Below are 12,714 nucleotides of genomic sequence, written 5' to 3' on the forward strand. Positions count from 1 at the left end.
GGTACCGGCGGGCGACGCCCTGGGCGAGTGCCCGGTCCGCTGTCCGCGTCACGGTCTGGTCGGCACTCGTACGGCGAGCAGGGCGACGTCGTCGTCGTTGCGGACGTGGCGCACCCGGCGCAGCACCTGGTCCGTGAAGGAGGCCAGCGGGCGGTGGGCGAGGGCGGCCGCGTGCCGGCGCAGGTTCTGCAGCCCCTCGTCGAGGGAATGGCCGACCGCCTCGATCAGGCCGTCGGTGTACAGCAGCAGGGTGGAGCCGGGCGGCAGCAGGGCGGTCGCGTCGGTGCGGGGGGTGCCCACTCCGGTGCCCAGCAGGATGCCGTGGCCGTCGGTGAGGTAGTGGGCCAGGCCGTCGTGGGTGATCAGGAGGGGTGGCGGATGGCCGGCGTTGGTCCAGGTCAGTTCCCGGTGGCCGTCGTCCCGCTCCTCGACCCGGGCGAAGATCATCGTGGCCATGGAGACGTCGGTGATGTGCATGACCGCCGCGTCGAGCCGGGCGACGATCCGGCTCGGCGGTTCCTGATGGGCCCAGGCGTAGGCACGGAGCATGTTGCGCAGTTGTGCCATGCCGGCCGCTGCCTCCAGGTCGTGGCCCACGACGTCCCCGACGGCCAGCGCGGTCGCGCCGTCGGGGAGGGTGAAGACGTCGTACCAGTCGCCGCCGACCTGCGAGGCGTCGGGAGCGGGCAGGTAGCGGGCCGTCATCTGCAGTCCGGGCACCCGTGGCATCTGGGGCAGCAGGTGGTTCTGCATGGTCTCGGCCACCTTGCGCTGACGCTGGTAGAGACGCGCGTTGTCCAGAGCCAGGCCCGCTCGGCGGGCGATGTCCTCGATCAGCGGCAGATCCGCGGTGGTGAAGTCCACCGGGTCCTTGGCCCGGCCCAGCGTCAGGGCCCCCAGGACGGAGCGCGTGCTGCGGATGGGGGCGATGGCGGCGGAGCGGATGCCGGTGGCTTCGAGGAGGCGGCGCTGTTCCACCGCGATCCCGGAGTCCGGGTCCCGCCGGTAGGTCTGCGGGCCGGCCAGGGCGGAGGCGACCCCGCGCAGAGCCCGGGACAGGGGCATCGGCGATTCCTCCGGGACCGGCGGCATCGGCCCCTGAAGGTCCTCGTGGCGGACCAGGGTGTCGCCCTCCGCGTGGACGACCACGGTCCGCCACACCTCGTCGCGCTCGGTGATCAGGTCGACGACGGCCCAGTCCGCCAGACGGGGTACGACGAGGGCCACCAGTCGCCACAGCGTCTCCTCGACGTCGAGCGTGGACGTCAGGCGGGTGGTGGTCTCGGCGAGCAGGGCGAGCCGCTCCAGTTCCGGCATCGGCTGGGCCGCGGCCCCGGGCCGGCTGTCGTTCTCCGGCGGGCGCCGGGCGTGGACGAGGACGAGGGTGCGGGCTTCCGGACCGTCCACCGCGTACGGCGTGATCAGCCATGAGACGGGCAGCAGGGAGCCGTCGCCGCACTCGAAGTGGTCCTCGTCGGCCTGGGCGGTGTGCCCGGCGTGGAATGCCTGCCGCATGCTGCACCGGCTGCGCGGCAGGGCATGGCCGTGGGCGTCGCGGTGCAGCAGGTCGTGCGCGTCGCGGCCGAGGAACTCCTCGGCGGGGCGGCCGAGCAGCTGCTGGGCGTGGCTGTTGACGGCGACGACACGGCCCTCTTCGTCGACGACGTAGGCCGCGGTCCCGATGGCTTCCAGCGCGCTGGTCAGCCCCGCAGCGGGTGCCGGCCGTCGTCCGAGGCTCCCCGTGTCCTCCACCCCTGCCATGTCTTCCTCTCCTCGCTGGTCGGCCACCGCTCCTGCCGGTCCGTGGCATGTTCACCCGGCTGCCGTGTCCTTCCCGTGTGCCCCGGCGCCCATGTATCCAGCCTCGCCTGTGAGCGAGCAGGCGCAACCGGTCGGGGGAGCCGGTGGTCCCAGCGGCCACGGGTCGGGCCTCCGGGCCCGCTGAACGGGCCTGGGCCGAGGCGAACGTCCATGCTCGCGCAAGAGGGCGAAAACCGACGCTCACGAGAAGAGAAGTGTCCTGGCGCCGTCCAACGCGCCCCCTGGCGCTTCGATGCGCTGCCCGCGCGTGGCCGAATTCCCGCTGCCCGCACGGCACTTGGCCGTCCGCTGGGTATCCGTGAAGTGACGGGTGCGCATCGGCGGCACGGGGAGGGCTGGGCTGTGGCACGCCTATCGTGGACGGCCGGCCGCTTCCCGTCGCGCCGATCGGGGACACGGCACGACGTGCGCGCGCTGCGGGCCCAGGGGCGCTACGGGCCCCGGTTCCGTGACGTGCTGCCCGCATTCGCCGGCGTGGTGGTGGCCGTGTGCGCGGTGGCGGCCGTGCTCGCCGCGGGGTACCGGGCCGCGGGGCCGGTCGTCCCTGTGGCCGGTGTCGCCTTGCTGACCCTGGTGGTGGCGGTTGTGATACGGCACGGGCGCCCTGACGCCCGCCGCCGTCTGGGCTACTACACCGCGGACGAGCTGCTCGAACTGGACACCCAGGAACTGGCGTTGGCGGTGGCGCGGATGCTGCGCCGGGACGGGTGGCGGGTGCGGCTGCTGCCGGCGCCGGACCGGCCGCGGCTGTGCGCCCGGGACGCGGCCGGCCGCCGTGTCGACGTGGCCTTCCGGCCGGTGGCCGAACCCCTCCCCGACGAGGACGTGCCGCATCCTCACCCGCACCGCGGGGGCCAGGTGCCGGCGCTGCGTCTGGTGGTGCATCGCGGTGTCTTCACCGACCGCGACATCCGGTGGGCACGCCGGGAGCGGACGATCCGCTTGCTGGACGGTTCCGCGCTGCGGCGGTGGGCGGCGGGCGCCCGCCTCAACGACCTGCTGTCGCAGGAACGGTGACAACGAGTCGGTGCGCCCCGCCGCGAAGGACCGCCTCCCGGCCTGTCCCTCCCGCGTCAGATCCGCCCACCGGTCAGGCGGGTGATCGGACCGTGGGTGTGGCGTCCGGACCGTCGGCCGACCGCGTAGGACGTGGCGGTGAGCGCCGTCAGGCCCGCGCCCACGCCCGCGGCGATGAGCTTGCGCTGGGCGATCACCGTCCAGGCCGTCCTGGCGACGGCGGCGGCCTGTCCCGAGGCGGCGATGACGGTCTGGCGACCGGCCTCGACGCCCTTGGCGGCGGTCTGCGCGGCCCCGCTCACCGTCTTGGCCGCCCGCTCCGTGGCCTCCGTGCCCGCCGACGCGGCGTCATCCGCCTTGCCGGCGGCCTTGTTCGCCGCCTTCGTCGCCGGGGCGGTGGCCTTGGCCGTGCTGCGCCGGGCCTTCGCCGCCGCGGTCCCGGTGCTCGCGGAATCTTGTTTCGTCTGCTCGTTCGATTCACTCATGGACATCGCGTTACCGCTCGCATCGACGGCAAACACCCTCCGTCGAGCGCGTTTTCGCGTGGGTGACGACCCGGCACCCTGACGCACCGGGCCGTCGCCCACGGACTGTCAGCCGATGTGGTAACTGTCGCCGTACACCTTCCAGTCCAGGGGCGGGTTCAGGTCGAGGTTGCCCTGGCGCAGGAAGACCCGCTGGGCGGTGTCGACCCGGCTGGTGTCGCTGTGCGCCTCCTCCTGTTTCATCGCCCACACGCGCGCGTCGAGGAAGGCGTTGAGGTACGTCGTCTCGTTGCCGCCCTGCGCCGGGGGGCTCGCCTGACGCAGGGCCCGGCGGCGGATGCTGCTGAAGCTGGTCGCGTCGCCGCCGTCGCCGTGCATGACGATGGCGTCGTAGTAGGCGAACTGGCCGAGGGCCCGCAGCCCGTCCGCCTTGCCCTGCCGGACGGCGGGGTTGAAGTAGACGCGGTCGCGTTCGTCGTTCTGCGCCTGCTGGAACACGGTGTCCCGGGCGGCCTTGCGCCAGTCGTCGGGGAAGGCCGGATCCAGGCCGTCGTGGGAGTCGGTGCCGTCGACGCGGCGCAGTGCCGGCAGATACCTGGCGAGGACGTTGCCGGGCTTGCGGTCGGCGTAGAGCTGGACGAGGTCGAGCATGTCTCCGGTGCCGGAGCAGAAGCCGATGATGCCGGCGGTGTACCCGCGACCGTCACCGATGTCCTCGATGTACCCGTACTGCGCCTTCCAGTCGAGCGAGGAGTTCTCCGCGCTCGACACCAGCTTCATGGCGATCTCCTTCTTCGCCGGGTCGTCGAGACCCGGTGCGGCGGCGGATGCCGCCGCGGTGGGCGCCGGGCCGAGCATTCCGACGCAGGTCGCCGCCCCCATGAGGGCGAGGAGGGTGCGGCGGGACGGGTGGACGGCAGGGGTCACTGTCTCAGGTTCCACGGGGGCTCCAAGTGGAGGTGGGGGGTGGAGAGTTGGTCCGGACCTGATTGTTAGGAATGTTTCCTACCAGTGCGGGACGCGATCAGTAACCCACTGCGCGGGAACTTCGTAGGTTCGAACGAACGACGGTCGCCCTAACGGGAGTTCGACCGACCGGGAGACGGCGGCGGCCAGCTCCGCGGGACGTCCTTGACGAACATCAGGGCGTCGATGCCCGCCGCGTGGGCCGGGTCGAACGGGGCGTAGCCGAACCACGGGGACACGCGAGGCGCCGGCAGCGTGTCGCCGAGCGCTTCGGACAGGCGCCGAGAGCCGATGAGGCAGGCGTCCCGCGGGAGGGTGTACAGGAGACCCTCGACGGTGTCCTCGGACGGTGTGTCCACTCCCTGGTGACGGATCGTGCCGAGGGCCGTGGCCACGAAGGCGTACTCCTGACCGAGCCGGGCGCCCACCAGCGCACCGGCGCTCCACCACTCCACCCTTCCCTCCCACATCCGCATGGAGCTCTTCTCCCGCTGCAGATGGGAGTTGTGGGCGTGGACGAGAACCGGGCCCCGGGCGGCCGAAGCGAGGAGGTTGTGGGCCATCATCGAGTCCCGCAGCATGCACAGGCGCGTCATGCGGGCCGGTGAGGTGTCCGCCGTCGCGTGGTGGTAGCGCAGCAGACCGGTCGCCGTGCGCCCGTACAGGCACGCCCGGTCCCAGTCCTCCCGCGAGGTCGCCGTGATCAGCCGGGGTGCCTGCGCGTCGAGCAGTGTCACCAGCTCGTCGGCCAGCAGCCGCAGCCGGTCCGCCCGGGCCGACCGGCCCACCGACCGGGCCGGGTCCCTCATCGCGGCCGGGTCGGTCCACCGCTCGTCGTCGCCGAGCAGCCGGTCGAGCGTCCGCGCGCCGCACGGAAGCAGGTCCGCCTCCCCATGGTCCGCGAGGTAGCCGTGCAGTGCGGTGAGGGCCTCACGGGGGCTCGCGGCGCCGGTGATCTCCAGCGGGCCGTCGAAGCCCGCGAAACGGACCCGATCCGACGCGGGCCGGCCGTCGTTGTGGGCGCGCATCCAGCGCACGAGTGCGCGATTGGCCGCGGACGCACCCCAGCCGTGGCTGAACCCGTGCTCCATGACCTCGTCGAGGCTGCCCGTCCCCGAGGTGACGTAGTCGTCCACCACCAGGCCCCGGAGGCAGTCGGTCTCGAGCGCGATCGTGCGGTACCCCTCGCGCTCGACGAGCTGCCGGAAGATCTCGTTGCGCAGTTCCAGCAGGAAGTCCTCGCCGTGCGTGGGCTCGCCCAGGGCGAGCAGCCGGGGCCGGGACGGGAGCAGTGCCATGAGGGCGGCAGCGTCGACGGCGTGGGCGGTGTCCTTGATGTCAGTCGCCATGCCTTCAACGCTATCGTTGAACCTTCGGTGGAAACTTTTCCGCGATATGGTCCCTGATGTGGGAGAAAAGCTTCAAACCGAGGGACGACTGCGGCCGGTCGACCTGGCGCGCGGGCACGGACTGTCCACCCAGGCGGTGCGCAACTACGAGGACGCCGGCATCCTCCCGGCCGCCGAACGCACGCCTCACGGATACCGCGTCTACACCCGGCTGCACGCCGGCGCCCTGCGCGCCTTCCTGGCCCTGCTGCCGGGCCACGGCCACCGGAGGGCGTCGGCGATCATGCGGGCGGTGAACGAGGGCTCGGTCGGCGACGCGTTCCGTCTCATCGACGAGAGCCACGTCGAGCTCCTCGAGGACCGGCGGACCTTCCAGGCGGTGGAGCGGGCACTGCGCGACCTGGACCCCTCCACGGTCGCCGAGCCGACCGGCGGATCAGGGGCCGGGGGGACGTTCATCGGTCCGCTGGCCGGCAGGCTCGGGATCCGGCCGGCGACGCTGCGCAAGTGGGAGCGCGCCGGGCTGCTACGGCCGCGCCGGGACGCGCTGACCGGCTATCGCGTCTACGACGAGGCCGCCGTACGGGACGCCCGGCTGGTCCACCAGCTCCGGCGCGGCGGCCGTCTGCTGGAGCAGATCGCCCCGCTGATCGCCCAGGTGCGCGAGGCGGGCGGACTGGAGCCGCTGGAGGACACGCTGCGCGACTGGCACGGCCGGCTCTCCGCCCGCGGCCGGGCGATGCTGGCCGGGGCAGCGGAGCTGGAGGCGTACCTCCGCGAGCGCGGGTGAGGGCCCGTCACGGACCCAACGGGGCGGGTCCTCGGGCGCCCGCGGTCGGGCGGGTTGTCAGAAGTGGCGTGGCAGACGGACGACCTGGACGAAGAAGTCGTCGATCTGACGCACCGCGGCGATGAACTGGTCCAGGTCCACCGGCTTGGTGACATAGGCGTTGGCGTGCAGCTTGTAGCTGCGCAGGATGTCCTCCTCGGCCGCGGAGGTGGTGAGGACGACGACCGGGATGTGGGCCAGCTCCGGGTCGGACTTGATCTTCTCCAGGACCTGACGGCCGTCGTACTTGGGGAGGTTGAGGTCCAGCAGGATGAGATCGGGCTGCGGTGCCTCGGTGTGGTCGCCGCGCCGGTAGAGGAAGTCCAGTGCCTCCTCGCCGTCCCGGACCACGTGGAGCGTGTTGCCGATCTTGTTGTCCTCGAAGGCCTCACGTGTCATCAGCTCGTCGCCGGGGTCGTCCTCGACGAGGAGCACGTCTATGGGGTTGGCGGCGGGGGTGGTCATGTCAGAACCTTTTCCTCGGTGCCGATACCGGAATCCTCCGGGCTCTCGGCGATGGACGGAAGGGTGAAGCAGAACCGCGTGCCGTCCGTGTACGTGGTGTCGATCCAGATCTTGCCACCATGTTGCTCCACGATCTTCTTGCACAGTGCCAGACCGATGCCCGTACCACCGTAGGCGTCCCGGCCGTGCAGCCGCTGGAAGATGATGAAGACCTTCTCCGTGAACTGCTCGGGGATGCCGATGCCGTTGTCCGTGACGGCCACGAGCAGGCTGTCGGGTTCGTCGGGGTCCGCTGCGCAGGTGATGGACACGTGCGGGGCGCGGTCGGGCCGGCGGAACTTCAGGGCGTTGCCGACCAGGTTCTGCCAGAGCATGGCCAGCAGGGTCGGGTCGCCGACGACCTCGGGCAGGTGCTCCGGACGGTCGACGCGGGCGCCGGACTCCTCCACGGCCGTCCCGAGGTTGGCCAGCGCCTTGTCCAGCGCCTGGTCGAGTCCGACGGGCACCCGGGCGTCGTTGACCCGCCCGACCCGGGAGAAGGTCAGCAGGTCGTTGATGAGGACCTGCATGCGCCGGGCCCCGTCGACGGCGAAGTCGACGTACTGCCGGCCGCGGTCGTCGAGGACGTCGCCGTAACGCTTCTCCAGCAGCTGGCAGAACGAGGCGACCTTGCGCAACGGCTCCTGCAGATCGTGCGAGGCGACATAGGCGAACTGCTCCAGTTCCGCGTTGGAGCGGCGCAGCTCCACGGCCTGCTCGTCCAGGTCGGCGGCCTGCCGGGTCAGTTCCCGCTGCTGTTCGCGTGAGGCCTCGAGTTCGGCCACGATGTGCCAGCGCATGCCCTCCACGGCGTTGCTCACCGCGGTCAGGTCGGCCGGACCGCCGCCGGTGATGACATGGGCGAAGTCACCTCCCGACACTCGCATCGACGCCGTGCGCAGAGCCTCCAGAGGCCGGGTCACCAGGATCCGGACCAGGACCGCGCAGGCGACTCCGGCCAGCAGGAAGATTGCCAGCATGCCGCCCAGGACCGAGTTGCGCACCGCCCGCTCATGGGCGAGATGGGAACGGCCCTGCTCCACGGCCTTCGTCAGGTCGGTGTCCTGCCTGCTCCACAGAGTGCGCAGCCGGTCGAACTCCTTCTTGCCCTGGTCGGCCTTCCGCTGGTTCAGCGGTTCGGGACGGCCCGGAGTGACCGAGGCCGCCAGGGGTTCGGCGTAGGTACGGCGCCAGTCGGCCGCCTGGATCTCGATCGCCTTCAGGTCCGCCAGCAGTTCGGGCCGGTCGCCGAGGAACCCGCGCAACCGCGCGGCCGAGTCGGCCTCGTCCTTCTTGCCCTGGGTGTACGGGGCGAGGAACTGCCGGTCGGCGGTGATCGCGTAGCCGCGCAGGCCCGTCTCCTGGTTGACCAGCGCGGTCTGGAGTCGGTACGCCTCGGTCTGGGCGGGCTGGATGCGGCGCAGCAGCAGGTCGCTCGCCTCCGCCGTCCGGCCGAGCAGATGGGCGCCGACCACGCTGCCGATCACCACCAGCAGCGTCATGACGGCCAGGAGCAGGTAGAACCACCCCTGCACCGTCAGCCGGCGTCCGCTCCACGCCGCGCCCGTCCCTCGTCTCACCCTGTGCTCCGACACCACGTTCCCACTCACTCAGTTCCAGTTCAGATGGACGACGGCCACGTCGTCGGCCAGGCCGCCCTGCGCCTCGGCGAGGCTCTCGGCCTTCTCGATCAGCCGGTCCACGAAGGACTCCGGCTCCAGTGCCGACGCCTCCCGGGCCAGGGCCAGCAGTCCTTCCTCGCCGAGGCGTTCCGTGCCCCGGCTCACGTGCCCCTCGAAGAGGCCGTCGGTGAAGAGCACCACCGACGTGCCCGCCGGAACCGGAAGTTCCGCGGTCGGCCACGTCGCGCCGCCGGGGACCATGCCCAGGGCCGGCCCGCCGGGCACCTCCACCCAGTCCACGTCCGTCCCGGTGCGCCGGAGCAGGCCGTGGTGGCCGGCGCGTACCACGTGGGCCTGTTGCTCTCCCGGTACGGCGGCCAGGCTCACGAGGGTCGCGAAGACCTCGTCGCGGGCCCGTTCGGCCATCAGCAGCTCCTCGAGCCTGGCCATCTGCTGGGCGCCGGTGATGCCGCTGAGGACGAGGGTGCGCCAGGCGATCCGCAGGGCGACGCCCAGGGCCGCCTCGTCCGGGCCGTGCCCGGAGACGTCCCCGATGAGGGCGTGGAGGGTGCCGTCGGCGCTCTGCACGATGTCGTAGAAGTCACCGCCCAGCAGGGTCTGCGCGCGTCCGGGCCGGTAGCGGGCCACGACCTGGACGCCCTCGGCGCGCAGCAGCGGACGGGGCAGCAGGCCGCGCTCCAGGCGGGCGTTCTCCTGTGCCTGGAGCGCGCCGGCCTGGAGGGCGACCGCCGCCTGCTCGGTCTGCTTGCGCTGGATCGCGTAGCGCACCGCCCGCCCGAACAGCTCGGGCTCCACCCTGCCCTTGACCAGGTAGTCCTGTGCGCCGGCCGCGACCGCGGCGAGGCCGGTCTGCTCCTCGGCGAGCCCCGTGAGGACCACGATGGCGACCCGTTCGGCCAGCCCCTGGACCAGGGAGACGGCCTCGAGTCCCTGGGCGTCCGGCAGGTGCAGGTCGAGCAGCACGCAGTCGAACGTCTCGGTCGCCAGCACCTCGGCCGCCTCGGTCATGGACCGCACCCATCGCAGCCCCATCTTCACGGCGCCGTCGGCGACCAGTTCCTCCACGAGCAGCGCGTCGCCGGGATCGTCCTCCACGAGGAGAACCGACGGCTCCCAGTGCTCCCATGCCGTCTCGGCACCGGCTGCCGTCGTCGCCACCAGTTCGGCAGCCTCAGTCCCCGAGAACACCCTCGTCCCGGCCTCCCCACTCCATCCAGGTCGCCCGACGCCGGCCGTTGCCCAGGACAACGACGCGAACACGGTCAGAGCGACGATCCGATCTCCACCCGTCGCCCACGGCCGTGGGACGACACCTCCCCGCGCGGGCCGGTGCTCGGGCAGGCCCGGCGGCCGCCCGTGCGGTCCTGATCCTCGTGACCGATCTTCACTCCCTGGTCGGTTCCGCACGGGGCCCGGGGCGGACGGCCAGGAGCCCGGCGGTGTCACGCGGAGCGTGGCCGGGCCCGGTGCCTCCTTGTGCGCGGCGCTCACTCCCCGGCTGCGCCGTACCTGTGTCAGTCGTCCCCGACGTCGTCATCGTCCGCCCATCCCGAGATTCCGGTGTTCTGGCCGCGTTTACCCGCGACGGGCGGGACCATGCAGGGCCGGTTCCAGAAAATCACCCTGGGCGACACGGCTCCTCCACATCCGGAGTCCCTGCCCCGCCTTCGGTTCCGATCGGTCTCACGGGGAACCGGGTAGGACGTCAGAAAGGAGTCCCCGTGACCACCTACGTCATCACTGTCCCCGGTACGTTCCTGCGCGAAGTGACCGACGGCGTCCGCTCGGACATCGGACGACGGCTTCGGCCCCAGGACCCCAGGAACACCGATCTCGGGGAGAGCGAGGAACTGAGTGTCCTGACCACGGAGGAGGACGGCATGTTCGCCGCCCGGGTCGAGGTCGAGGCCCCCGACCGGCTGCAGGCCGAGGCGGAGGCGGTACGGCTGGTCTCCCGGGCTCTGCGTGACAGCGGCCTGGCGGAGGAGGACGCGCCGTTGGGGCCCGCGGTCGTGACCGGCATCGACAGCGAGTTCTGAGAGCGGGCACCGAGGGCGGCGGAGCGGGCCTTCCGGTTCGTGGCCCGTCCGGGGGATGGCGCGACGGGGTGCGGCGGGCGGAGGATGTTCCTTCGCGAAGTGCCGTCCGCTCCGCCGCGGTTCATGGCCTGTCCGGTGTCCGGCGCGGCAGGGGCGGGCGGTGCCGGCCGCCTGAAGGAGCCTCGGGATGGGTTCACACGCAGCGCCGCACCACCGCACGCGGGTCCTGGTGACGGCTGCGAGCCTCCTGCTCGTCGGCGGCGGCCTCCTCGGCCTCCCCCGGGCCGACGCGGCCCCCGCTCCCGCCGACGCGTGCCGCACCACCGCCACGCACCTGCCCCGTGGTGACTGCGGGCCCTTCTGGCAGGTCCTGGCCGAGGACTTCAACGGCGACCGGGTGCCGCTGGGTTCGTTCAGCGACTGCGATCACGACGTCGACACCTCTGCGGCCCACTGCGGGGGCCTGACGGGGACGTACCGCGACAACTGGTGGGCGTATCCGACGGGTTGGCCCGACACGGCGGTCAGCCGGGGGCGGGACGTGGTCGGTGTCTACCACCCGGAGGACACCGTGAGCGTGGGTCCCGCGGCGAACGGCGACGGGCGGATGTCGATCCGGATGTGGCGGCCCGCGGACGGCGGCCCCGTGCACGCCGCGGCGGTGGTGCCGCGTGCGGTGATGGAGATGAAGTACGGCAAGTACAGCGCGCGCATCAAGGTCACGAAGCCGGCTCCCGGTTACAAGTCGGCCTGGCTGCACTACGGCGGGGGCTGCGAGATGGACCACCCCGAGGGTGAGTGGACCGGCTCCCTCAGCTCCTTCCACCATCCCTGCGGCGGCGGTGAGCAGGGCTGGTTCCCGGGGAGCGACGACTGGACGCGGTGGCACACGGTGTCCACCGAGTGGACGCCGGGCCATGTGCGGTTCTACGTCGACGGCCGGCTGACCGGTCATGACACCCGCGGGGTGCCCGATCTCCCCCTGTCCTGGGTGCTCCAGAACGAGAGCGCCCTGGAGGGACCGGGCGCGGCCCCGGGCAGCAGCGCCCAGCTCGACGTCACCTGGGTGGCGGCGTACGCGTACGGCTGGAAGTGACCGGGCGGGCCGAGGGGCCGATGAGTTCGTCGGCGACCCACTGGGCGACGTGGGCGGGGTAGGGCGAGGGCAGGCCGAGGACGATGTGGGTGAAGCCCGCGTCGGTCGCCTCGGTGATCGCCTCACGGGTGGCGCCGGGACGGTCGTAGGAGACCGGCACGTGGATCGAGCGGGTGATCTCGGCGGGGTCGCGGTCGATCTCCGCGCAGTAGCGGTCCAGCAGGGCGCTGCGACGGATCACGTCGTCGATGTCGCCACCGGGGATGTTCCACAGGTCGGCGTGCCGGGCGACGATGCGCAGGGTCGCGGACGAGCGACCCCCGATGAGGATCGGCGGGTGGGGGCGCTGGACCGGCTTGGGGTTGGCGAAGGCGCCGGTGAGGTGGTGGTGGGTGCCGTGGTGGTCGAAGGGCTTCTCCTCGGTCCACAGGCGCTTGATGAGCCCGCAGGCCTCGGCGAGGCTCTCCACGGCGTGGGCGGGGTCGTGGAAGGGCAGGCCGTGGGCCTCGTACTCGCGTCTGGCCAGGGGGTGGTCTGGGCGGGAGCCGACGCCGATGCCGAAGTCGAGCCGGCCGCCGGAGACGATGTCGACGGTCGTGGCGATCTTGGCCAGCATCGCGGGTGGCCGGAAGCGGTTGCTGGTCACCATGACGCCGAGCCGTAGCCGTCGGGTCTGCGCGGCCAGCGCCGCGAGCAGGGTCCAGCCTTCGTGGGCCGGCCCTCCGGGGTCACCGCCGATCGGCATGAGGTGGTCGAAGAGCCAGGCGTGCTCGATGGCGGGAACGGTGTCCGCCTCGCGCCAGACCCGCAGGACGTCGTGGTAGTCGACCTGCATGGGCGCGGTCATGATCCCGAAACTGGGCGGGGGGCTTTGCGGCATGGACGGCGGGTCCCTTCGGATTGGCACGGGGTCTCCCCCGAGGGGGTCATCGACGGTGCGGTGAGTGGTCGCGGAGGGCGGGCGG

At 72.2% G+C, this 12,714-nt stretch carries 12 protein-coding genes; 4 read left to right on the forward strand and 8 right to left on the reverse strand.

Annotated elements, in window-relative coordinates; translation table 11 throughout:
• Positions 1-48: 48 nt before the first annotated feature.
• The gene (locus M2163_RS08000) at positions 49-1,761 is read right to left on the reverse strand and encodes a SpoIIE family protein phosphatase (protein WP_280853510.1); all 1,713 of its coding nucleotides are present in this window, start codon (positions 1,759-1,761) and stop codon (positions 49-51) included.
• A 465-nt stretch (positions 1,762-2,226) separates the two neighbouring features.
• Here M2163_RS08000 and M2163_RS08005 point away from each other — a divergent pair, with 465 nt between their 5' ends.
• Positions 2,227-2,838 (forward strand): hypothetical protein, encoded by a 612-nt coding sequence (locus M2163_RS08005; protein ID WP_280853509.1) that lies wholly within the window; start codon positions 2,227-2,229, stop codon positions 2,836-2,838.
• Between the two features lie 56 nt (positions 2,839-2,894).
• Here the strand turns inward: M2163_RS08005 and M2163_RS08010 are convergent, their stop codons facing one another.
• From M2163_RS08010 to M2163_RS08020, 3 genes are all read right to left on the reverse strand, one after another.
• Entirely contained in the window at positions 2,895-3,329 is a 435-nt protein-coding gene (locus M2163_RS08010) for a hypothetical protein (protein ID WP_280853508.1), read from the reverse strand.
• Positions 3,330-3,431: 102 nt separating this feature from the next.
• Positions 3,432-4,205 carry a chitosanase gene (locus tag M2163_RS08015; RefSeq protein ID WP_280854290.1) on the reverse strand — a complete coding sequence of 258 codons (774 nt, stop codon included), beginning with the start codon at positions 4,203-4,205 and terminating at the stop codon, positions 3,432-3,434.
• 194 nt (positions 4,206-4,399) lie between these two features.
• Positions 4,400-5,638 carry an erythromycin esterase family protein gene (locus M2163_RS08020; protein ID WP_280853507.1) on the reverse strand — a complete coding sequence of 413 codons (1,239 nt, stop codon included), beginning with the start codon at positions 5,636-5,638 and terminating at the stop codon, positions 4,400-4,402.
• A gap of 58 nt (positions 5,639-5,696) precedes the next feature.
• Here M2163_RS08020 and M2163_RS08025 point away from each other — a divergent pair, with 58 nt between their 5' ends.
• Positions 5,697-6,428, forward strand: a complete 732-nt coding sequence (locus M2163_RS08025) for a TioE family transcriptional regulator (protein WP_280853506.1) — start codon at positions 5,697-5,699, stop codon at positions 6,426-6,428.
• A gap of 57 nt (positions 6,429-6,485) precedes the next feature.
• Here the strand turns inward: M2163_RS08025 and M2163_RS08030 are convergent, their stop codons facing one another.
• The 3 genes from M2163_RS08030 to M2163_RS08040 form a co-directional block, all read right to left on the reverse strand.
• Positions 6,486-6,932: a response regulator gene (locus M2163_RS08030; RefSeq protein WP_037708963.1), complete on the reverse strand. Its 447-nt coding sequence runs from the start codon at positions 6,930-6,932 to the stop codon at positions 6,486-6,488.
• Positions 6,929-8,473, reverse strand: coding sequence for a CHASE3 domain-containing protein (locus tag M2163_RS08035; RefSeq protein WP_280854289.1), 1,545 nt, complete (start codon positions 8,471-8,473; stop codon positions 6,929-6,931). Before M2163_RS08035 ends, M2163_RS08030 begins: the two co-directional genes overlap by 4 nt.
• Positions 8,474-8,581: 108 nt before the next feature.
• Entirely contained in the window at positions 8,582-9,802 is a 1,221-nt protein-coding gene (locus M2163_RS08040; RefSeq protein ID WP_280853505.1) for a fused response regulator/phosphatase, read from the reverse strand.
• Between the two features lie 533 nt (positions 9,803-10,335).
• Here M2163_RS08040 and M2163_RS08045 point away from each other — a divergent pair.
• Positions 10,336-10,653, forward strand: a complete 318-nt coding sequence (locus M2163_RS08045) for a hypothetical protein (protein ID WP_280853504.1) — start codon at positions 10,336-10,338, stop codon at positions 10,651-10,653.
• Between the two features lie 187 nt (positions 10,654-10,840).
• Positions 10,841-11,749 carry a glycoside hydrolase family 16 protein gene (locus M2163_RS08050; RefSeq protein WP_280893565.1) on the forward strand — a complete coding sequence of 303 codons (909 nt, stop codon included), beginning with the start codon at positions 10,841-10,843 and terminating at the stop codon, positions 11,747-11,749.
• On the opposite strand, the gene M2163_RS08055 is transcribed toward M2163_RS08050, so the two are convergent.
• A complete protein-coding gene (locus M2163_RS08055; RefSeq protein ID WP_280893566.1) occupies positions 11,712-12,629 on the reverse strand; it encodes an LLM class flavin-dependent oxidoreductase in 918 nt (305 codons plus the stop codon). The two genes, M2163_RS08050 and M2163_RS08055, sit on opposite strands and share 38 nt — an antisense overlap.
• Positions 12,630-12,714: the final 85 nt, after the last annotated feature.

Origin of the sequence: Streptomyces sp. SAI-135 (assembly GCF_029893805.1) — a bacterium.
GTDB lineage: Bacteria > Actinomycetota > Actinomycetes > Streptomycetales > Streptomycetaceae > Streptomyces.